This is a genomic window from Plantibacter sp. M259 (genome assembly GCF_006065115.1).
Lineage (GTDB): Bacteria > Actinomycetota > Actinomycetes > Actinomycetales > Microbacteriaceae > Plantibacter > Plantibacter auratus.
In genome coordinates this window covers 341137-361764 of record NZ_CP040750.1, presented here as the reverse complement: position 1 = coordinate 361764, position 20628 = coordinate 341137, and the positions used below count along the sequence as shown (strand labels likewise).

Annotated in this window: 19 protein-coding genes and 2 pseudogenes; 15 read left to right on the top strand and 6 right to left on the bottom strand. The window is 70.5% G+C overall.

The window, feature by feature from the left end; all coding sequences use genetic code 11:
* Positions 1–8: 8 nt before the first annotated feature.
* Positions 9–1547 (bottom strand): MFS transporter, encoded by a 1539-nt coding sequence (locus FGL15_RS01670; protein ID WP_138944706.1) that lies wholly within the window; start codon positions 1545–1547, stop codon positions 9–11.
* 45 nt (positions 1548–1592) lie between these two features.
* On the opposite strand from FGL15_RS01670, the gene FGL15_RS01665 reads away from it, so the two are divergent.
* The 14 genes and pseudogenes from FGL15_RS01665 (at position 1593) to FGL15_RS01610 (ending at position 14785) form a co-directional block, all read left to right on the top strand.
* On the top strand, positions 1593–2090 hold the full coding sequence (locus tag FGL15_RS01665; protein WP_071262460.1) for a phosphoribosyltransferase: 498 nt from the start codon (positions 1593–1595) through the stop codon (positions 2088–2090).
* Between the two features lie 40 nt (positions 2091–2130).
* A complete protein-coding gene (locus tag FGL15_RS01660) occupies positions 2131–2868 on the top strand; it encodes a Type 1 glutamine amidotransferase-like domain-containing protein (RefSeq protein ID WP_138944705.1) in 738 nt (245 codons plus the stop codon).
* Between the two features lie 3 nt (positions 2869–2871).
* Positions 2872–3591 carry a uracil-DNA glycosylase gene (locus tag FGL15_RS01655; RefSeq protein WP_138944704.1) on the top strand — a complete coding sequence of 240 codons (720 nt, stop codon included), beginning with the start codon at positions 2872–2874 and terminating at the stop codon, positions 3589–3591.
* Positions 3592–3656: 65 nt separating this feature from the next.
* Positions 3657–4238: a GNAT family N-acetyltransferase gene (locus tag FGL15_RS01650; RefSeq protein WP_079707223.1), complete on the top strand. Its 582-nt coding sequence runs from the start codon at positions 3657–3659 to the stop codon at positions 4236–4238.
* A 132-nt stretch (positions 4239–4370) separates the two neighbouring features.
* Entirely contained in the window at positions 4371–5801 is a 1431-nt protein-coding gene (locus FGL15_RS01645; protein ID WP_138944703.1) for an amidase, read from the top strand.
* A 213-nt stretch (positions 5802–6014) separates the two neighbouring features.
* Positions 6015–7268 carry an NtaA/DmoA family FMN-dependent monooxygenase gene (locus tag FGL15_RS01640; RefSeq protein WP_370281987.1) on the top strand — a complete coding sequence of 418 codons (1254 nt, stop codon included), beginning with the start codon at positions 6015–6017 and terminating at the stop codon, positions 7266–7268.
* Between the two features lie 227 nt (positions 7269–7495).
* A complete protein-coding gene (locus tag FGL15_RS01635) occupies positions 7496–9118 on the top strand; it encodes an ABC transporter substrate-binding protein (RefSeq protein WP_138944702.1) in 1623 nt (540 codons plus the stop codon).
* A gap of 71 nt (positions 9119–9189) precedes the next feature.
* Positions 9190–10287 carry an ABC transporter permease gene (locus FGL15_RS01630; protein WP_205858666.1) on the top strand — a complete coding sequence of 366 codons (1098 nt, stop codon included), beginning with the start codon at positions 9190–9192 and terminating at the stop codon, positions 10285–10287.
* Positions 10284–11156: an ABC transporter permease gene (locus tag FGL15_RS01625; RefSeq protein WP_138944701.1), complete on the top strand. Its 873-nt coding sequence runs from the start codon at positions 10284–10286 to the stop codon at positions 11154–11156. Before FGL15_RS01630 ends, FGL15_RS01625 begins: the two co-directional genes overlap by 4 nt.
* Positions 11153–12229: pseudogene (locus FGL15_RS01620) on the top strand (ATP-binding cassette domain-containing protein); the annotation flags it as partial. The gene FGL15_RS01625 and the pseudogene FGL15_RS01620, both read left to right, overlap by 4 nt.
* Positions 12208–12531 (top strand): annotated as a pseudogene (locus FGL15_RS21390) (hypothetical protein); the annotation flags it as partial. The pseudogenes FGL15_RS01620 and FGL15_RS21390, both read left to right, overlap by 22 nt.
* Positions 12532–12720: 189 nt before the next feature.
* The gene (locus tag FGL15_RS20685; protein ID WP_240773904.1) at positions 12721–12870 is read left to right on the top strand and encodes a hypothetical protein; all 150 of its coding nucleotides are present in this window, start codon (positions 12721–12723) and stop codon (positions 12868–12870) included.
* Positions 12871–12905: 35 nt separating this feature from the next.
* Positions 12906–13670: a class I SAM-dependent methyltransferase gene (locus tag FGL15_RS01615; RefSeq protein ID WP_138944700.1), complete on the top strand. Its 765-nt coding sequence runs from the start codon at positions 12906–12908 to the stop codon at positions 13668–13670.
* Between the two features lie 149 nt (positions 13671–13819).
* Positions 13820–14785, top strand: a complete 966-nt coding sequence (locus FGL15_RS01610; protein WP_240773726.1) for an oxygenase MpaB family protein — start codon at positions 13820–13822, stop codon at positions 14783–14785.
* A 150-nt stretch (positions 14786–14935) separates the two neighbouring features.
* On the opposite strand, the gene FGL15_RS01605 is transcribed toward FGL15_RS01610, so the two are convergent.
* From FGL15_RS01605 to FGL15_RS01585, 5 genes are read right to left on the bottom strand one after another with little or no spacing between them, the layout of a single operon-like run.
* Complete coding sequence (locus FGL15_RS01605; RefSeq protein ID WP_086473982.1) at positions 14936–15721, bottom strand: ABC transporter ATP-binding protein; 786 nt, start codon at positions 15719–15721, stop codon at positions 14936–14938.
* Positions 15714–16502: an ABC transporter ATP-binding protein gene (locus tag FGL15_RS01600; RefSeq protein WP_086473981.1), complete on the bottom strand. Its 789-nt coding sequence runs from the start codon at positions 16500–16502 to the stop codon at positions 15714–15716. The genes FGL15_RS01605 and FGL15_RS01600 overlap by 8 nt, the downstream gene beginning before the upstream one ends.
* Positions 16499–17410 carry an ABC transporter permease gene (locus FGL15_RS01595; protein ID WP_138944699.1) on the bottom strand — a complete coding sequence of 304 codons (912 nt, stop codon included), beginning with the start codon at positions 17408–17410 and terminating at the stop codon, positions 16499–16501. Before FGL15_RS01595 ends, FGL15_RS01600 begins: the two co-directional genes overlap by 4 nt.
* Positions 17407–18366, bottom strand: coding sequence for an ABC transporter permease (locus FGL15_RS01590; RefSeq protein WP_138944698.1), 960 nt, complete (start codon positions 18364–18366; stop codon positions 17407–17409). Before FGL15_RS01590 ends, FGL15_RS01595 begins: the two co-directional genes overlap by 4 nt.
* Positions 18363–19871, bottom strand: a complete 1509-nt coding sequence (locus FGL15_RS01585; RefSeq protein ID WP_138944697.1) for an ABC transporter substrate-binding protein — start codon at positions 19869–19871, stop codon at positions 18363–18365. Before FGL15_RS01585 ends, FGL15_RS01590 begins: the two co-directional genes overlap by 4 nt.
* Positions 19872–20144: 273 nt before the next feature.
* On the opposite strand from FGL15_RS01585, the gene FGL15_RS01580 reads away from it, so the two are divergent.
* Positions 20145–20600, top strand: coding sequence for an SIP domain-containing protein (locus tag FGL15_RS01580; RefSeq protein ID WP_168223272.1), 456 nt, complete (start codon positions 20145–20147; stop codon positions 20598–20600).
* The last annotated feature ends 28 nt before the right edge of the window (positions 20601–20628 follow it).

Sequence of the window (20628 nt, the reverse complement as noted above, 5' to 3'; positions counted from 1 at the left end):
TCGGGAGCTCAGGGGCCGGCCGGGTGTTCAGCAGCGGGATCGATGCGTGGCTCGGGTTCCACGTCGACCGGGGCCGCATCCGCGAAGGCGAGTTTCGGGACGAAGCAGAGCAAGACGGCGGCGACGAGCGCCCCCGCCCCGCAGATCGCCCAGACCGTGAGGTATCCGGACAGGCTCGACGCCCCGGCCGTGACGGCCTGCGCGGCGCCGGCGAACAGCACCACGCCGAAGACGGCCGAGGCGAAGGAGCCGCCGATCGTCTTCGTCGTGTTGGTCAGCGCCGACGCGACACCCGTCTGCCCGCGAGGTGCGGCGGCCGCGGCCGCGGCCGGCATGGCTCCGACGAGCGCACCGGAGCCGAGCCCCGCGATCGCCATGTTCAGGAAGACCTGCCACGTCTCGAGGTGGAACGGGAGGAAGAGCAGGTATCCGACCGCGACGAGTGAGGCGGCGATGATGAGCGCGATCCGAGGCGTCGCCCAGCGCGACACGAGCGGGAACAGGAGCGCACCGACGATCATCGAGATCAGGTAGGCGCCGATGAGCGTGGAGATGTCGCCGGCGTCGAGCCCGAGTCCGTACCCGTTCTCCCGGGGTGTCCCCGCATAGGTGCTGAGCGGGGCCTGGGCGCCGAGCAGGCTGATCCCGATGAGCCCGGCGGTCAGTTGCACCGGCCACATGTTGGGTTGCCGGAGCACCCGGAGGTCGATCGCCGGGTCGGGCTGCCGCAGTTCATGTCGCCCGAACGGCAGGAACGCGAGCACGCCGATCGCGATGAGCCCCCACACCCACCACGTCTGCGGACCGTTGAGTCGCAGGAAGGTGAGCCCAGAGGTGATGAGGAGGAGCGCGAGGCTGAGGAGTACGAAGCCCGTGAGGTCCAGGGTCCTGCCCGGCAGGGGTTCGGACTCGGGGACGCCGAACAGGATGGCGAAGAAGACGAGGGTCACCGCGACGGCCGGCAGCATCATCGTGAGTGGGATGTCGCCGCCGAGGGCGGTGAGGATGCGTCCACTCGACAGTGCACCGATGATGGCGCCGGCCTCGAGCGCCACGACGAGGAGTCCGGCGGCCCGGCGGGTCTGCGAGGCCCCGGTACCGGAGCGACGGCCCCGCTCGAAGATGAGTGCGATCTCGAGCGGCAGCCACACGACGTAGAAGCCCTGCAGCGCCCAGGCCGCGAGGAACGACCAGAAGTCCCCGGCGACGACGAGCCACCAGCTGGCGCCGGCTGTCAACACGGTCGAGACGAGGAGGACCCGCTTGTGCCCGAACATGTCGCCGAGCTTCGCGAGGATGGGGACGACGAGCGCCGACAACAGCAGCTGCGCGGCCTCGAACCAGTTGAAGTCCGCGTCGTGGATGCCCAGGTGCTCGACGAGGTCGGGGATGAGCGGGACGTAGTAGCCCTGCAGGACACCGCTCGTGATCTCGACGAGGAACAGCCAGCCGATGAGCCCAGCGGTGATCCCCGCTGCCGACCCACGGATCGACGTGCGCCATCCGGTCGCCGAAGCGCCACCGGTGGTCGTGCTGTCTCGCGCCATGTGGGGATGGTACAGGCGGCCCGGCCGGCAGGATAGCGTTGGAGGATGTCGACCGAGAACCCCAGCGCAGCGTCCCCGGAGCGAGAGGTCCTCGACTGGCCCACGTTCGGCGACGCGGCCCGCGAACTGTCCAGTGCGATCGTCGCGAGCGGGTTCCGGCCCGACTCCGTCGTCGCGATCGCGCGCGGCGGGCTCCTGCTCGCCGGTGCCATCGCCTACGCCCTCGACGTGAAGGCGTGCGGCGCGCTGAACGTCGAGTTCTACACCGGGGTCGACGCGCGTCTCCCCGAGCCCGTCGTGCTCCCGCCGCTGCTCGACGTGGCCGGGTTGCCGGGGAGCCGGGTGCTGCTCGTCGACGACGTGTCCGACTCCGGCCGTACGCTCGCGATGGTGCTGGAACTCATGCAGGCGAGCGGTGCGGAGGTCCGCACGGTGACGCTGTACGAGAAGCCGCAGACGGTGCTCCGTCCCGACTACGTGTGGAAGCGCGTCGACCGCTGGATCTCCTTCCCCTGGTCGACGCTGCCGACGATCACGGCCTGATCGTCCCCGCCTGATCCGGGGTGCCGGGTAGGGTCTCAGGGTGAGTGTTTTCCTCCTCGGCGGTCCGGCCGCCCCAGAGACCGAGTCGACCGTCTACGCAGCGTTCATCGCCGAGGCGGCCGCGCTCGCGGTCGTCGCCGGTCGGTTGGCCCCGCGCATCGCGATCGTCGTCGTGCACGACGGCGACGGGCTCGAGCAGTCCGCCGCCCTGGAACGCGCCGTGGCACGCTCCGGTGAGATCGAGGCGATCCGCGTGGTCGTCCGCGAGGGCGGCGTGGTCGCGCAGGCTCAGCTGGCCGAGGTCGACGGGATCGTCGTCGGCGGTGGGCTGCCCTCGGCCTACGCGGAGGCGGTCGCGCCGGTCGCCACCGACATCCGACGCCTCGTCGCGTCCGGTCTGCCCTACCTCGGCATCTCGGCCGGCGCGATGATCGCCGCCGAGCACGCGATCATCGGCGGATGGCGTGTCGGCGAGGTCCCCGTGAGCCCCGAGGCGGCGTCCGAGGAACTCGACGAGGTCACGATCGGCGACGGTCTCGGGCTCGTCGACATCGCGGTCGAGGCGCATGCCGCACAGTGGGGCACCCTCGGGCGGCTCGTCGCCGCGACGGAGGCCGGGGTCATCGACGGCGGTGTCGCGATCGACGAGAACACGGCGCTCGTCGTCGGGCAGGGGGCGCTCTCCGTCCTCGGTGGCGGCAGTGTCTGGCAGGTGTTCACCGCCGAGCACGGGGTCGTCGTCCGCACGATCGGCGCCGAGCAGCCGCAGCAGCAGTAGTCCATGACGGACGGGATCCTCGGCGGCAGCCCGGCACAGCTCGCCGCAGCGGGGTCGATGGACGCGGGCTGGGCCGACGCGCTCGCGCCTGTCGCCGACCGCCTCGCGACGATCGACCACTGGCTCGCGGCGCAAGCGGCGGCCGGTGCCCGATGGTTGCCGGCACCCGAGCTCGTCCTGCGGGCCTTCCGCACGCCGTTCAGCGCGGTCCGGGTCCTCATCGTCGGGCAGGATCCGTACCCGACCCCCGGTCATCCGATCGGTCTATCGTTCGCCGCGGACCGGGAGGTGCGCCCGCTGCCACGCAGCCTCGCGAACATCCACCGGGAACTCCGCGAGGACCTCGGCGTCCCGACGCCGGAGCACGGCGATCTCAGTTCGTGGACCCGACAGGGCGTGCTGCTCCTCAACCGTGTCCTCACGGTCGAGGCGGGTTCCGCCGGATCGCACCGCCGACACGGCTGGGAGGCGGTCACGGAACAGGCGATCCGCGCGCTCGCCGCACGCCCCGCACCGCTCGTGTCGATCCTCTGGGGCAAGGACGCCGAACGACTGGCGCCGCTGCTCGAATCGTCGAGCGACCCCGACCGCCACGTCATCGTCTCGGCGCACCCGAGCCCGCTCTCCGCCTCGCGGGGCTTCTTCGGGTCGAAGCCGTTCAGCCGCACGAACGACTTCCTCGTCTCCCGCGGCGTGGACCCGATCGACTGGTCCCTCGACTGACGACCGGGTCGTGGCGTCGGCCGCAAGGGCTGTCCGCCGACCCACCCCCTCGTTAGGCTTGGGGGATGCTGGAAGAGGAGTACGAGCCGAGGCGACGGCTGCCGCCGCACCTGCGCAAGCCGCCGACGCCCGAGACGCCGTTCGCCTTCACGATGCGCGACGCCACGGCGGCCGACCTGCCCGACATCCGGGCGATCTACAACCACTACGTCGCCAACAGCATGGTCACCTTCGACGAGGACGCGATGACCCTCGCCGAGTGGCGCTCCAAGTTCGCCTACTTGCAGCGGCTCCAGCTCCCGTTCATCGTCGCCGTCAACCCGACCGGACAGATCCTCGGGTACGCACTGTGTGCGCCGTGGAAGCAGAAGCGCGCCTACCGCTTCACGGTGGAGAGCTCGATCTACCTCGGAGCCGCGGCGACCGGCAAGGGCCTCGGCACCGATCTGCTCGGTGAGCTCATCGAGCGCTCGAAGGCCGCCGGACTCAAGGAGATGCTGGCCGTCATCGCCGACAAGGGCGCCGAGTCGTCGATCGCCCTGCACGAGAAGTTCGGGTTCACCGAGGTGGGCCGCATGGGCCGTGTCGGGTTCAAGTTCGGCCGCTGGATCGGCACGGTCCTGCTGCAGAAGTCTTTGAAGCGCTGAGCCGGTCGACGCCCTTCGACAGGCTCAGGGACCGGAACGGACAGGGAACAGGGACCGGAACGGACAGGGAACAGGGACCGGAACGGACAGGGAACGGGGACCACCGGAGAGCGCCGCCTCTAGGCTGGTCGCATGGCGGAACTCCACGAGCTGACGGCGCTCGAGCAGTGGCAGGCGTTGCAGCGGGACGAGGTCTCACCGACGGAGCTCGCCCGGCACTACCTCGACCGCATCGAGCGCCTCGACGACGCGATCGGCGCCTTCACCTCGGTCGCCGCCGGATCGCTCGCCGAACGCGTGGAAGCGGTCGAGGCGCTTCCTCGGACCGCACCGCTCTGGGGACTCCCGATCGGCGACAAGGACCTCGTGTCCCGTGCCGGTCAGCCCGTCCGCTTCGGGTCGCGGCTCACCGCGGATCTCGTGGCGACGACCGACGACGAGCTGGTCGGCGTCCTCGACCGGGCCGGTACGGTGAGCCTCGGGAAGACCGCGACCCCGGAGTTCGGGCTCTACGGCTACACGGAGCCGCTCGACGGGGTGCCGACGCGGAACCCGTGGGCCCTCGACCGTGGGGCGGCCGGGTCGAGTGGCGGGGCCGCAGCCGCCGTCGCCGCGCGGCTCCTCCCGTTCGCCCCCGGCTCCGACGGCGGCGGCTCCGTCCGTATCCCGGCGGCCGCCTGCGGGCTCGTCGGCCTGAAGCCCACGAGGGGCCTCGTCCCCGCGCGCTCCGGTGTCGACCGACTCGCCGGCCTCGTCGTCCCCGGGCCGATCGCCCGGACCGTCGCCGACGCGGCGCTCCTGCTCGACGCGATGATCGAGCGCGTCCATGGCCGCATCGACCATCACTTCACGCTGCGAGCACCCGACGCCGACGACGGACCACTGCTCGGGCACGCCGTGCGCGGCGAGGGGCGGTTCCAGTTGGCGGTCCTCGACGGCTCACCCTGGGACAGCGCCTTCGAGCTGACGGTCGACCCGGAGGCCCGCGCCGCCGTCGACGTCGCCACCAGGGCGTTCACCGCGATGGGGCACGGCCTGGAGGAGCTCACCCTCCGCGACGCCGAACGGTACCCGGCCGACTTCACGACGATCTGGCAGGCCTCGGCGGCCGGTGTCCCGGCGTCCTCGGAGGCGGAGTTGGCGCTCCTCGAACCCATCACGAGGTCCCTCGTCGAGCGCGGTCGGGCGCTGCCGGCGACCCGGCTCATGGAGACGCTCGCCAGTCTCCACCGGTTCGAACGCAGCGTCCTCGCGCAGTTCGCGCCGTTCGACGCGATCATCACGCCGGCGCTCGCCCAGACACCACGGCCGATCGGGTGGTACGACCAGGACTCGCCCGAGCTGAACTTCGAGCAGCAGGTGCGCTACGCGCCGCACACCTCCTTCGTGAACGCGACCGGCTTGCCGGCCATCACGCTCCCGGTGCACGAGACGTCCGAGGGCCTCCCGATGGGCGTCCAGCTGATCGGACGTCCCGGAGGCGAGGCCACCCTGCTCGCCCTCGGTGCGCAACTGGAGCGCCGACTGCGCTGGCAGGACCGCGTCCCGTCCGTCGCCCGCTGACCGATCGTCTCCCTCGCATCGCCGGCTGGCGTATGACGGGATGTGACACGGCGGCCGGACCTCGCCCCTCCCGCTGCGCCTAGGGTGCTCAGGCGGCCCGGTCCGGACGGACCGATCGCCGCTCCACCGGAGGAGTCGATCATCAGCGCACAGTCCAGCCCAACGCCGTCCAGCCCCAAGCAGCTCATCCTCAACCTGTTCGAGATGAACTGCGTGAGCCACATCACCCACGGCCTCTGGCGCCTGCCGGACAACCGACGCGACCAGTACACCGACATCCGGTACTGGACGACACTTGCCCGGACAGCGGAGGTGGGCGGGTTCGACGCCATCTTCATCGCGGACGTGGTCGGCACCTACGACGTGTTCCGTGGCGGCCCGGCCGACGCCCTGCGCGAGGGGCTGCAGATCCCGAACAACGACCCGCTGCTCGTCGTCCCCGCGATGGCCGCCGTGACCGAGCACCTCGGTTTCGGCATCACCTTCTCGACGAGCTACGAGCCGCCCTTCGCCTTCGCCCGTCGCATGAGCACCCTCGACCACCTGACGAACGGCCGCGTCGCGTGGAACATCGTCACCTCCTACCTGCCCAACGCCGCACGGAACTTCGGCCTCGCCGAGGAGATCCCGCACGACGAACGGTTCGCGATCGCCGAGGAGTACCTGGACGTCCTCTACAAGCTCTGGGAGGGCTCCTGGGACGACGACGCCGTCATCCGCGACCGGGAGGCCGGCGTCTACTCCGACCCCGACAAGGTGCGGTACATCGATCACGTCGGACGCTACTTCCAGGTCGCCGGACCGCACCTGTCCGAGCCGAGCGCGCAGCGGACACCGCTGCTCTACACCGCGACCGCCTCGCCGGCCGGCATCGCGTTCGCCGGACGGCACGCCGAAGCCGTGTTCACGGGCGTGCGGGGTCCTGGTGGTGCAGGGCCCCTCCTGGAGCGGTTCCGTGCGGCAGCGGCCGACAACGGACGCGACGGGGCCGCGCTGAAGATCGTCGTCCAGGCCGCCGTCATCGTCGCGCCGACGCAGGAGGAGGCCGAGGCCAAGGCCGCGCAGTACCGGGAGCACGCGAGTATCGTCGGCCGGTTCGTGCACGCCGGGCTGCCGTTCGACCCGCTGGCGCACCCGGAGGACCGGACCGTCGCCGAGGCGCTCGCCGCAGAGGGGGTCCCGGTGGACGCCCTCCCGCCCCAGGTGACGGCCGGCACCGTCGGCGACTTCGTCAGCCGGGTCGGCAGCGACCTCGAGCGGGACTTCTTCGCCGTCGGCACCCCGAGGTCGTCGCCGACGAGATCGAGCGATGGTTGGACGAGGTCGGTATCGACGGCATCAACCTGCGGCAGTACCACAGCCTCGACACGCTCACCGATTTCGTCGAACTCGTCGTGCCGGAGCTGCGTCGCCGAGGGCGGCTGCGCGACGCATATCGACCGGGGGAGACGCTCCGCGAGCGCCTGACCGGCGGGGCGGCCCGGCTCCCCGACGACCACCCGGCTGCACGATACCGCGGAGGACGGAACCTCGGCGACCAGCACGAGGGGACCGTCGACGGTCACACGGCGTCATCGAGGGAACCCGCGGGAAACCTGTCGTAACAGAGCGGCGGGGTGGCCCGGTGCGCCGTCCAGGATGGGCAACCACACCGGCACAGCACCGGACCACCCCGACCCACAGGAGTACCCGTCATGACCCGAACCACCAGACGGCGAGCACGACTCGCCGCCGCAGCCCTCGTCGCCGTGAGCATCGCGCTGACCGGCTGCTCGGCGGCGTCGGCCTCGTCCGACGCGGACGGTGGCAGCCTCACCTACCTCGACGCGGAGATCCCCACCTCGGCGCAGGTGCAGGAGGCGGGCACGTGGCAGACCCGCGCGCTCCAGCAGAACATCACCGACCGACTGCTGTACCGCAACGCGGAGACGGGCGAACTCGAACCGTGGATCGCCGACTCCTGGACCGTCAGCCCCGACGGTCTCACGTACACCTTCGTGATCCGCGACGGCGTCACCTACAGCGACGGCACCGCCGTCGACGCCACGAGCGTCGCGAAGAATCTGAACTGGCAGTCGACCGGCGACGAGGCGAAGGGCACGACCCCGAACGCGCAGTTCCCGCCCGGTCTCGTCGCGACGCCGGACGACGCGACCAGCACCGTCACCGTCGTCCTCGCCGCACCCTACGCGCCCTTCCTCAACGTGCTCACCGGGTGGGGATCCGGGCTCGTCGCCGACGCCACGATCGACGCGAGCAAGGAGGAGCAGTCGAAGTTCGTGAACCTCATCGGCTCCGGTCCTTTCGTCGTCGCCTCCGAGACCTACGGCAAGGAGATCGTGCTCGACCGTCGTGAGGGGTACGCGTGGGCCCCGCCGTCCTCCCCGAACCAGGGCGAGGCGCACCTCGCCTCGGTCACGGTCATCCCGGTTCAGGAGGACAGCGTCCGGCTCGGCACCCTGAAGTCGGGTGAGGCGGACGTCATCCGCTACGTCCAGCCGAGCGAGGAGCAGGGGCTCGTCGACGCCGGCTACGACATCGTGTCCAAGACGGGTGTCGGTCTCAGCAACCAGTGGTTCCTCCGCAGCCAGGCGCCGTTCCTCGACGACGTCGACGTCCGCAAGGCGCTGCTGCACGCGATCGACCGTGAGCAGATCATCGAGACGCAGTACACCGACAGCTGGACGCCCGCGACGTCGGTCCTGTCGCCGGGGACCTTCGGCTACGTCGACGAATCGGCGAAGTTCGCCTACGACCCGGATGCGGCGAACAGCCTGCTCGACGGAGCCGGCTGGACCGAGCGCGACGCGGACGGCTACCGCACGAAGGGCGGCGAGCGGCTCACGGTGAAGACCTACATCGACGTCTACGACAACACGGCGAAGAGCCTGTTCCAGCAGATCCAGAACCAGTTCAAAGACGTCGGGATCGAGCTGTCGCTCAACGAGCTCGACTACTCCACCTACTGGGCGACCGCGTTCGCGGACCCGGAGGTCGGGGCGCTCCGAGTCGGTTGGCCGCACCCGGACCCCTCGAAGGGCCTCAGCGAGTACTACAGCAAGGACGGTTCAGACCTCCTCGGTCTCGCCGGCTCCGACACGACCCTGCAGTCGCTGCTCGACGCGCAGAACGCCGCGACCGACGACGACGCCCGTGCGGCGATCCTCGGACAGATCCAGGACCACCTGATCGACCAGGCCTACGTCGTCCCGATCCTCAACGACAGCCAGGTGTTCGTCACCCAGCAGCGGGTGAAGGGCTTCTCCCTCACCGACGGCGCCCTGCCGGAGTTCTACAACACCTCGATCGAGGACTGAGCGAGCGGGAGGGCGGTCGATCGGCCGGCCCTCCCGTGTCCGGTCCCGTCCCTTCCGAGAGGAGGCCCCACATGTCCAACCAGCATCCGAACGCCAGCGCGGCGGACACGCGACGCCGGCAGTACCGCGAGTACGTGATCAGGCGCGTCGCCCAGGCGCTCCTCGTGATCGCCCTCGTCTACACGCTCGTCTTCTTCACCCTCTTCGTCCTGCCCGGCGACCCCATCGAGAACAAGCTGACGAGCCCGCTCAACCCACTGCCCCCGTCCGCCGGCGAAGCACTGCGGGCGTACTACCACTTCGACCTGTCGCCGCTCGAACAGTTCACGCTGACGGTCGGTCGGCTCCTCCACGGTGACCTCGGCTACTCGCTCGTGAGCGGTCGTGCCGTGTCGGACCTCGTCGCGCAGGGCTTCTCGGACACGATCGTGCTCGCGGGCGTGGCGTTCGTCATGACGATCGTGCTGTCGCTCGCGATCGCGCTCACCGCCGTGTACGCCCCCGTCCGGGCGATCAGGAGCATCGCGGCCTCGGCGCCCATCGCCTCGATCTCCGCACCGAGCTTCCTCATCGGCTTCGTGCTCCTCGCGGTCTTCTCCTTCCAACTCGGCTGGGTGTCGTCGGTGCGCGATCAGGGCTTCGTCTCCTACCTGCTTCCGGCGCTGACGCTGGCGCTCGCCGTCAACGGTCCGTTGACGCAGGTGTTGATCCAGGGACTCCGGAAGGCTGCGGACGAACCCTTCGTCACCGTGCTCCGCGCGAAGGGGACGAGCGAGGTCCGGATCGCCCTCGGCCACGTCCTGAAGAACGGTGCGATCCCGTCGATCACGATGCTCGCCCTCGTCGTCGGAGAGCTGCTGGCCGGTGCCGTCGTCGTCGAGGCCGTGTTCACCCGCACCGGCCTCGGGTTCATCACCTTCGAGAGCGTGCGCGATCAGGACACCCCGGTGATCCTGGCCGTCGTCATCCTCATCTCCTCCATCTACGTCGGCATCAATCTCGTGACCGACCTCGTCTACCCCGTCCTCGACCCGCGCATCGTCCGCCCGGGGCATGGGCGGTCCCGACGCTCCCGCCTCGCCAGGCCCGCTGTAGCGACAGCGGCGGCGACGGGGACGGGGACGGCGGTGCCCGACGGTATCCCGATGAAAGCGAGCGTGGACGCATGAGCCTCCGACTCCAACCCGGCCGCGACGTCACCGCGGCCGACGACGGACCTGACGCGTTCCGTCGACTCCTCGGCCGCCTCGGGGTCGCTGACGTCCTGGCGATCATCGTGGTCGGTCTCGTCCTCGTGTCCGTCGTCGCGCCCGGCCTCCTCACACCGTACGACCCGCTCGAGCCCGACGACGCCAACGCGCTCGCCGCTCCATCGGTCGCGCACTGGTTCGGGACCGACTCGCTCGGTCGCGACCTGCTGTCGCGGGTGATCCACGGCACCGGTCGGACCCTGCTCGGCTCGGCGGTCGCCGTCCTCATCGGTCTCGGCGCCGGCACGGTCCTCGGGCTCGTCGCCGCGTCGTTCGGCGGTCTCGTCGACGCCGTCATCAGCCGGATCGTCGACGTGCTGCTCTCGATCCCCGGGCTGCTCCTCGCGATGGTCGTCGTCGTGGCGCTCGGCTTCGGCACCCTGAACGCGGCCGTCGCCGTGGGGATATCCTCGATCGCGGCGTTCACCAGGATCATGCGCTCCGAGGTGCTGACGGTGAAGGACCTGCCGTTCGTCGAGGCGAGTCACCATCTCGGCGGTTCGCGGGCGTACGTCCTCGCGAAGCACGTCTTCCCGAACTCGTACTCCGCGGTGCTGTCGCTCACGGCCCTCCAGTTCGGCCTCGCGATCATCTGGATCTCCTCGCTCAGCTTCCTCGGGTACGGAGCTCCGCCGCCCGACCCGGAGTGGGGCCTGCTCGTCTCCGAGGGTCGTCAGTACGTCGTGTCCTCGCCGTGGCTCGTCGTCGTCCCGGGCCTCGTGATCGCCGTCACCGTGCTCGCCATCAGCCGTCTCAGCCAACTCACCCGCGAAAGGACCACCGCATGAACCAGGCAGCCCTGCAGCACAGCGCACTCCACGTCGTCGACGCGGCTCCGGTGCCGTTGCTCGTCGACGGACTCGCCGTCGGGTACCGGACGCGCGGTTCGAGGGGGCCGACCGACACGGTGCGCGACGTGTCGTTCCAGGTCGGGCGCGGCGAGACAGTGTCGCTCGTGGGTCAGTCCGGTTCGGGGAAGAGCACGATCGCCCGGGCGGTCGCGGGGCTCCTTCCGGGCAACGGCTCGGTCACCGCCGGTCGGGTCGCGGTCGCCGGACACGAGGTGGCCGACTTCTCCCGGAAGCAGTGGAGCCCCCTGCGCGGCTCGACGCTCGGTTTCATCCCGCAGGATCCGCTGAGTTCACTCGACCCGCTGCAGCGGATCGGCGTGCAGATCGCCCAGGCGGTCCAGGTGGCGGGCGACACCCCGCGCTCGGAGGTCCCCGCGCGCGTGATCGAGTTGCTCGAGCACGTGGGCATCCGTCAGGCTTCGGCCCGGGTGCGGTCCTACCCGCACGAGCTCTCGGGCGGGCAGTTGCAGCGGGTGCTCATCGCGATCGCCATCGCGGCGAGGCCCAAGCTGCTCATCGCCGACGAGCCGACGTCCGCGCTCGACGTGACCGTCCAGCGGCGCATCCTCGACCTCCTCGACGGCCTCCGGCAGGAGCTCGGGCTCGGGATCCTCTTCATCACCCACGACCTGGCGCTGGCGCAGGAGCGCAGTGACGCGATCGTGGTCCTGCAGGACGGGAACGTCCGCGAGTCGGGCCCGGCCGAGAAGGTGTTGCTCGCGCCGCGGCACCCCTACACGGTGGGGCTGCTCTCGGACTCGCCCGCGTCCTCGCCCTTGCGCTACCGGGAACGCATCCGCGCTGCGGCCGAGCAGGTGCAGGCGGAGCAGCGCGGCGAGACGAACGCGGCGCCCGCGGTGGTCGAGGTGTCGCACGTGTCCAAACGGTACGGGCGCGATCACCAGACGCCGCCCGCACTCGACGAGGCGTCGCTCGTCCTCCGTCCGCGTTCGATCCACGCGCTCGTCGGCGAGTCCGGGTCGGGCAAATCGACGCTCGCGCGCATCGTCGCCGGGCTCACCTCCTTCGACGACGGCTCGGTGCGGGTCGCCGGCCGGGAACTCCCCGGGACAAGGCCGTCGCCAACCCCTTCGCGCGCGACCTCCAGCTGGTCTACCAGAACCCGCTCTCGGCGGTCGATCCGCGGTACACCGTCGGACAGATCATCGAGGAGCCCCTGCGGATCCATGGGGTGCGGAGCGCCGACGAACGCCGGCGCCGCGTCGCGACCATCCTCGACCAGGTCGCCCTCCCCGCGAGTGCGCTGGGGCGTCGTGCACTGGAGGTGTCGGGCGGTCAGCGCCAGCGGGTCGCACTCGCGAGGACGCTCGTCCTCGCGCCGTCGGTACTCGTCCTCGACGAGCCCACCTCGGCGCTCGACGTCTCGGTGCAGGCGCAGATCGTCGAACTGCTCCTCGACCTCCGGGACGAGCACGCGCTCAGCTACCTGTTCATCTCGCACGACCTCGGTCTCGTCCGGCAGATCGCCGACGAGGTGACGGTGCTGTCGACCGGGCGCGTCGTCGAGTCGGGCCCGGCCTCGGCCGTCCTCGGGCATCCGCAGCACGCGTACACTCGGGAGCTGCTCGACGCGGTGCCGCGGTTCGACGTCGAGCGGCTCGATCCGAGCCGGTTCGAGGCCGTCGGATGAGCGCACCGACCACGGAGCCACGCACGGAGGAGACCATGTCACGATCGTTCGACGACCTCGTCGCCGAGGCCGACGCCGCCTCGGTCGACGGATGGGACTTCTCCTGGCTCGACGGCCGGGCCAGTGAGGAGCGCCCCTCCTGGCGGTTCTCGGAGCTGCTCGGGAGACGTCTGGCCGACGTCCCGTCGTCGCTCGACCTCGAGACCGGCGGGGGAGAGGTGCTCGACACGGCGCCGGTGCTTCCACCGCTCGCCGCCGCCACCGAGTCCTGGCCGCCGAACCTCGCCCGAGCCGCCGCCCGCCTGCACCCGCGCGGGGTCGTCGTCGTTCGCACGGAGGAGGGTGCTCCACTGCCGTTCGCGGACGACTCGTTCGCGGTCGTGTCGAGCCGGCATCCCGTCGCCGTGGACTGGACCGACGTGGCTCGGGTGATCGCGCCGGGAGGAGGCTACCTCGCCCAGCACGTCGGACCGGCGAGCGTGTTCGAACTCGTCGAGGCCTTCCTCGGCCCGCAGCCCGAAGCCGTCCGTCGAGCACGTCACCCTGACGACGAGGCCGATGGCGCCCGCGCCGCCGGACTCGAGATCGCGGAGCTGCGGACCGAACGGCTGCGCATCGAGTTCCACGACGTCGGTGCGATCGTCTGGTTCCTGCGCAAGGTGATCTGGATGGTCCCCGGATTCACCTCCGCGCGGTACCTCGACCGCCTGCAGGAGCTGCACCGTTCCCTGCAGGAGGACGGCCCGTTCGTCGCGCACTCGTCGCGAACCCTCATCGAAGCGCGCAAGCCCGCCCGGTGACCGGGGCCCGGCCGAGGCGCCCTTCGACAGGCTCAGGGACCGGGATACAGGCTCAGGGACCGGGATGGAGGAGATGATCCCCCTACGGGTGGGGCCACCGGCATCCCGACGTAGGCTCGTCGTGACGGCGAGTGGAGGACGATCGAGTGGTGGATGTCGGCACCGGACGGCGACCGGTCTCCCGCCTGCGCACCCGACTGCTCGCCAGGCTCCGCTCACGTATCCTCGCGGTCTTCGCGGTGGAGCAGGACCGCCCGCCGCAGTGGACGCTCGATCTCGAGGACGGCACCGACGCGGGGTTCTTCACGCCCGACTCCGCGGCCTGGACGGTGCACGGCGGTGTCGAGACCATGGTCGCCGGCATCCGGGCGCTCCTCCTGCAGGCGGCCCACCCCGGGGCGCTCGCCGGCGTGCACGACTGGTCCCGGTACCGGGAGGACCCGCTCGGACGGCTCGACGGCACCATCCGCTGGATCTTCACCGTCACCTACGGCGACCGCGACACGGCCCGTCGGACGAGCGACTACGTGCTCAAGCTCCACGAACGCGTCGTCGGGGAGTACCTCGACGCCCACGGCGTCATGCGTCCGTACGCGGCCAACGACCCGGACCTCCTGCGCTGGGTGCACCTGGCGTTCACCGACGCCTTCCTGAGCGTGCGACAGACCTGGGGTGGCCGGATCCCCGGTGGTGCGGACGCCTATGTGGCCGACTGGGCGCTCGCGGGCGAGCTCATGGGCGTCGTCGACCCGCCCCGCTCGGAGGCGGAACTGGCCAGGCAGCTGCGCGGGTACCTCGACGCCGGCGAGCTGACCGGCGGCCCACGGGTGGACGAGACCCTGGCGTTCCTCCGCCGACCGCCGCTCGACCGCTCGCTGCTCCCCGCCTACGGGATCCTCTTCGCGGGAGCCGTCGCGACGATCCCACCCGAGTACCGCCGCATCCTCGGGCTCCGCACCGCCCATCTCGGACCGATCCCGCTGCCGGTCGTGACGGCGACCCGGGTCGTCCTGTGGATCGTGGGGCTCGTCCTGCGCGGTGAGTCACCGAGCCAGCGCGCGGCGCTGCGCCGGCACCGGCGCCTGGCGGACCCGCCGGCCGTCTCCGGCCCCTGAGCTTGTCGTCCCCGGTCCCTGAGCTTGTCGTCCCCGGTCCCTGAGCTTGTCGAAGGGCTGTGCTCCGTGTTCCGTACTTCGCCCTTCGACAGGCTCAGGGACCGGATAGTGGGTCAGGGAGCGGTTCGGGGCGCAGAGACCAGGACGGTGTCAGAGGCGGGGGACCGAGGCGAGCAACTGGGTCGTGTACGGATGCGAGGGCCGACTGAGGACCTTGGCGACCGGACCCTCTTCGACGATCGCCCCGTCGCGCATGACGACGACCCGGTCGCAGAGATGCTGCACCACGCCGATGTCGTGCGAGACGAGCACGATCGCCAGCCCGAGCTCCTGCCGCAGCCCGCCGAGCAACTCGAGGATCTGTGCGCGGACGGTGACGTCGAGCGCGCTGAGCGGTTCGTCGCCGACGAGGAGGCGCGGGCGGTGGACGATCGCGCGCGAGAGGGCGATGCGCTGGCGCTGACCACCCGAGAATTCGTGCGGGAAGCGGTCGGCCGCGTCGGCGTCGAGCCCGACGAGCCGGAGGACCGCGCGGACCTTGGAACGGTGGTCGCCCTCGATTCCGAGCGCCGAGAGTGGCTCGGCGACGATCCGACCGACGCTCATGCGCGGGTCGAGCGACGCGTACGGGTCCTGGAACACCACGCCCGTCTGTCGACGGAACCAGTGCAGACTCCTGGCGCTCGCCGCGGCGCTGACGGGACGGCCGTCGAACGCCACGGACCCGGAGCTCGGGGTGTCGAGCGCGAGCAGGAGGCGGACGAGCGTCGACTTGCCCGACCCCGACTCACCGATGATGCCGACGGCCTCACCGGGGGCGACGACGAGGTCGCTCGGGTGGAGCGCGACGGTGCGGCTCGGGCGCTGGAAGAGCGACTCCCGCGGGTTGGTGTAGACCCGTCCGAGCCCCTGGGCGTGGAGCAGCGGCTCAGTCATCGTCCTCGCCCTTCCAGCTCATGGTCTTCGCAGCGGCCAACAGCCGCTGCGTCACGGGCGACACCGGCGTCGACAGCAACTGTGCGACGGGCCCGGCCTCGACGACCTTCCCCTGCGCGAGCACCACGGCGTCGCTGGCGATCCGGGAGAGGACCGCGAGGTCGTGGGTGATGAAGACGAGGGACGCTCCGGTCTCGCTCACGAGACGCTCGAAGAGGCCGAGGATCTCCGACTGGATGGTGACGTCGAGCGCCGTGGTCGGCTCGTCCGCGATGAGCAGGGAGGGGCCGCAGGCGAGGGCGATGGCGGCCGCGACCCGCTGACGTTGCCCGCCCGACAGCTGGTGCGGGTACCGCCGGACGATGCGCTCGGGGTCGGGCAGACGGACCCGCGCGGCGAGTTCGACGGCCCGATCGAGCGCCTCCCGTTTCGACAGCCCCTCGTGGATGCGCAGTGGCTCGCCGATCTGACGTCCGATGGTGCGGATCGGGTTGAGCGCCGTCCGAGGCTCCTGGAACACGATCCCGATTTCACGCCCGCGGATCCGCGCGAGTTCGCGGTCGTCGCGGCCGAGGAGTTCCTCGCCCTGCCAGCGGATGCTGCCGCTCACCGAGGCGCCGTCCGGGAGCAGTCCGAGGATCGCCAGCGCCGTCAGCGACTTCCCGGATCCGGACTCGCCGATGAGGCCGAACCGTGCGCCCGCCGGCACGCTGAAGCTCACGCCGTCGACGACCCGGCGGCCACCGAGCGTGACGACGAGGTCCTGGACGTCGAGACTCATGCGGTCACCCCCTGGGGCGAGGTGGGGGTCGAGGTGGGTCCTCGGCGACCGAGGGTCGGATCGGTCGCGTCCCGGAGGGCGTCGCCCAGCAGGTTCAGGGCGAGGACGGTGATGGTGATGGCGAGCCCCGGCCACAGCACCGACAGCGGGTGCACGGCGAGGTAGGTCTGCAGCTCACTGAGCATCCGACCCCAGGACGGGACACTGGAGGGGGCGCCGTAGCCGAGGTACGACAGTCCCGCCTCAGCGAGCACCGCGACCGCCATCGACCACGACAGCTGGACGATGAACACCGGTGCGACGTTCGGCAGCAGATGCCGCGTCAGGTTCCTCACCGGTCCGAGACCGGCGGCCTTGCCGGCGAGCACGTACTCGCTGTGCGAGACCCGGCGGATCTCGGGGCGGGTCACCCGGGCGATGTTCACGCCGAAGCTGATGCCCACCGCCCAGATGACGACCCACAGCGAGCCGCCGAAGACGGAGGCGATCATCATGGCGATGAGGAGGGTCGGGAACGCGATGAGGATGTCGATCAGCACCGCGACCGTCTCCCGGACCCAGCGCCGCGTGAGTGAACCGAGGGCGGCGAGGGCGACCCCGATGACCGTCGAGACGACTGCGGAACCGATCGCGACGGCCACGGTCACCCGCGCACCGACGAGCAGCAGACTGAAGATGTCGCGTCCGACCTCGTCCGTGCCGAGCAGATGGGCCGGCGACGGAGCCAGCCACTTCGCGAACGGATCGGTGAGTTGGGGGTCGTAGGGCGTCCAGAGGAAGGAGACGCCGGCGCTCAGGAGGAGGAGGGCGACGACGACGAGCCCGAACACGCCGGCCGGGCTGGACACGAGGGTGCGGAGTCCGCCTGATGCCGGGCGCCGACGCGGGTGATCCTGGCGGGCGGTCATGTGGTCCGCTCCCGTTCTCGGAGTCGCGGGTCTGTGAGACGGTGGACGACGTCCACGATGGCACCGATCACGAGGACCACCCCGGTCAGGACGAGGAGCTCGCCCTGCACCTTCACGAGGTCGCGGTTGCCGACGTCGGCGACGAGCATGCGCCCGATGCCGGGCAGCGTGAAGAGCTGTTCGATGATGACGCTGCCGACGATGAGCCCGGCGATCTGGAGCCCGAGCACGGTGACGACCGAGAGCGCCACGTTCGGCAGGCCATGGCGGATGAGTGCCTGCGAACGGGTCAGCCCCTTCGCCGCCGCCGTCCGGACGTAGTCCTGGCCGATCGCGTCGAGGGCGGCGGAACGGACGAAGCGCAGCAGGACCGCGCCCTCGACGACACCGATCGTGAGTGCGGGGAGGAGGAGGGCGCGGATCGCCGCCAGCGGATCGTTCCAGCCCGCGCGCGGGAAGCCCTGCGCCGGGAGCCAACCGAGCACGACGGCGAAGAGGAGCACGAGCATCATGCCGGCCCAGACGACCGGGACGGCCGCGAGCCCCTGCGACGCGAAGGAGATGACGACGCCCGTCGCGCGCGTGCGCCGGACGGCCGCCAGCACCCCGAGCGGCACACTGAACGCGAGGGCGATCACGAGGGCCATGATGCCGAGCGGGACGGTCACCTGCGCCTTCTGGGCGAGTTCGCTGGCGACGGGGGTGCCCGTGATGAGCGAGTTCCCGAGATCGCCGCGGAGCAACCCGCCGATCCAGTCGAGGTACTGCAGGAGGACGGGCTGGCCGAGTCCCAATTGTTCACGGATCGCGGCGACCGCTTCGGGCGTCGCGTCCGTTCCTGCGATGACCTGGGCGACGTCGCCCGGGAGCACCCTGATGGTGAAGAAGATCAGGGCGCTCGCGGCGAGGAGCCCGACGAGGAGGAGTACCAGCCTCGTCAGGATGAACCGGGTCACCCGGTCACGGCGACCTTCGCCAGGTTGATGCGCGAGTTGACCGAGTCCACGGGGAAGCCGGTCACGCCGTCGCGCACCACCGTGAGGGTGATCGCGGTGTAGAGCCAGTCGGCGGCGTTGTCCTTCGACACGAGGTACGCCGCCTCCTTGAGCTTCTGGGCTGCGACGGCCGGATCGGTCGCCGCTACGGATTCAGCATAGAGCGACTGGACCTGCGCGTTGTCGTAGCCGAAGTAGTAGTTCGGGTTCGCCCAGTTCTGGAAGTCGCGTGCCTCGACGTGGTTCACGTAGCTGAGGTCGTAGTCCTTGTTCGTGTAGACGTCGTTCAGCCAGGTCGGGAACTCGACGCTCTTCACCGTGAGGGTGACGCCGATGGCCTTGAACTCGGACACCAGGACGTTGGCCACCGAGGTGCCGTAGAAGCTCGGGATCGTGAGCGTCAGGGACAGGTTCTCCTGGCCGGCCTGGGCGAGGAGCGCCTTCGCCTGGTCCGGGTCGTACTTCACGAGCTCGCTGAGGTTCTCGTAGCCCGGGTCGAGCTCGGGGATCGGTCCGTACTGCTCGACCGCGGCGCCGCCGACGGCCTCGACGATCGCGGCGTGGTCGATGGCGGAGCGGAGCGCCTGCCGGACGAGGGGGTCGTTCAGGGGAGCGCGCTGGTTGTTGAAGGCGAGGGTGTACTTGTCGGTCGTCTTGCCTTCGGTGATGCTGAACCCGTCGGCGCGGGTGATCTGGTCCTTGAGGTTCGCGTCGAGCGCCGTCTGCACGTCGAGTTCGCCTGCGAGGGTGGCGTTGACGGCGGAGGAAGCGTCGGGGATGTAGCTGAAGACGACCTCCTTGACCTTCGGAGCGTCGCCCCAGTACTTCGCGTTCCGGTCGAAGGTGATGCTGTCGCCCTGCTTCCAGGTCTTCAGGGTGAACGGCCCGGTGCCGTTGGCGGTCGTCGACAGGTCGTTGGTGGCGCCCGACTCCAGCACGAGTCCTGCGCGTCCGGTCAGGGTCCACAACAGGTTGGAGTCGGGGGAGGTGAGCTGCAACTGCACGGTCGAGTCGTCGACGGCGGTGACCGAGGCGACCTTCTGAAGGGCCACGTTGTCGACGAAGGTCGGGTCCTGCTGCACCTGCGTGATGGAGTCGACGACGTCGGCCGCGGTCAGGGCGGCGCCGTCGTGGAAGGTCACGCCGTCGCGGAGGACGAAAGTGTACGTGAGACCGTCGGCGCTGATGTCGTGGCTCTTCGCGAGCGTGTCGACGATCTGGTTGTCCTCGGTACGGGACACGAGGCCCTGGTAGACGTTGTCGATGAGGATCTGGTCGAGCGCGGCGCCGGAGGTGGTGCGGATGTTGAGGTCGGAGGGCTCCAGGACGAGACCGACCCGCAGGGTCGCGTCGGCGTCGGGCGTCGGCGTCGCGGCCGGGCCTGCGCAGCCGGTGAGGACGAGGGCGGCGCCGGTGACCGCGATCGCGGCGGTGAGGAGTTGACGACGCAGCTGACGATGACGCATGGAGGTCCTTTCGGGGATGCTGGAGTGGCCGGCATCTGGAGACGCACAACCGGTTCCGGGCAGCGGGCATTCCCGCCTGGGCCGCGTGAATACTGGACCGCGTCCGGAAAGCCGCATCGCTGGGGCTCCAGCGAGCGTACCCAGTCGACGTGTGTGGTGCCAGCCACGGTGTCAGGGGGCGTCACAGAGTGATCGGATCGTGATGTGCTCCGTCGCCTTGGAAGACCCTGCGCAGGGGATCGAGGTGAGCTTAGGCTCGCCTATACTGATCGCGTGAGCTATTTCGAGGATCCGGCGGAGTTCGCCGTCGCGGACGCACGCCATGTGCTGCTCGCGGGCGACGAGTCGTCGATCGGCGAGCTGGCCGAGGTCCTCGCGCTGCTCCCCATCTGCGCCCGCGGCCAGGTGTTCGTCGAGGTCGACGACGCCGCATCCATCGCCACGCTCGATTCGCCGGGACGCGTCGTCGTGACGTGGCTCGTCCGCGCAGCGCGTTCGGGGGAACCAGGAACGGGCAGCCGGTGCGCACGCGGTCAGGCCGTCGCGCGAGCGACCCGGGCCTGGGCGAGCGAGATGCTCGACGTCGACGGACACGACGCGGCCGACTACCACGTGTGGATCGGCGGCGAGACGGAGCACCTCACGGGCCTCCGGAACGACCTCAGGATGACCCTGGCGAGCATCGGCGCGCGTCAGCGCTCGAGCTCGGTCGAGCGCGCATCGCACTGACACGACCTCGCACCGGCACGGCATCGCA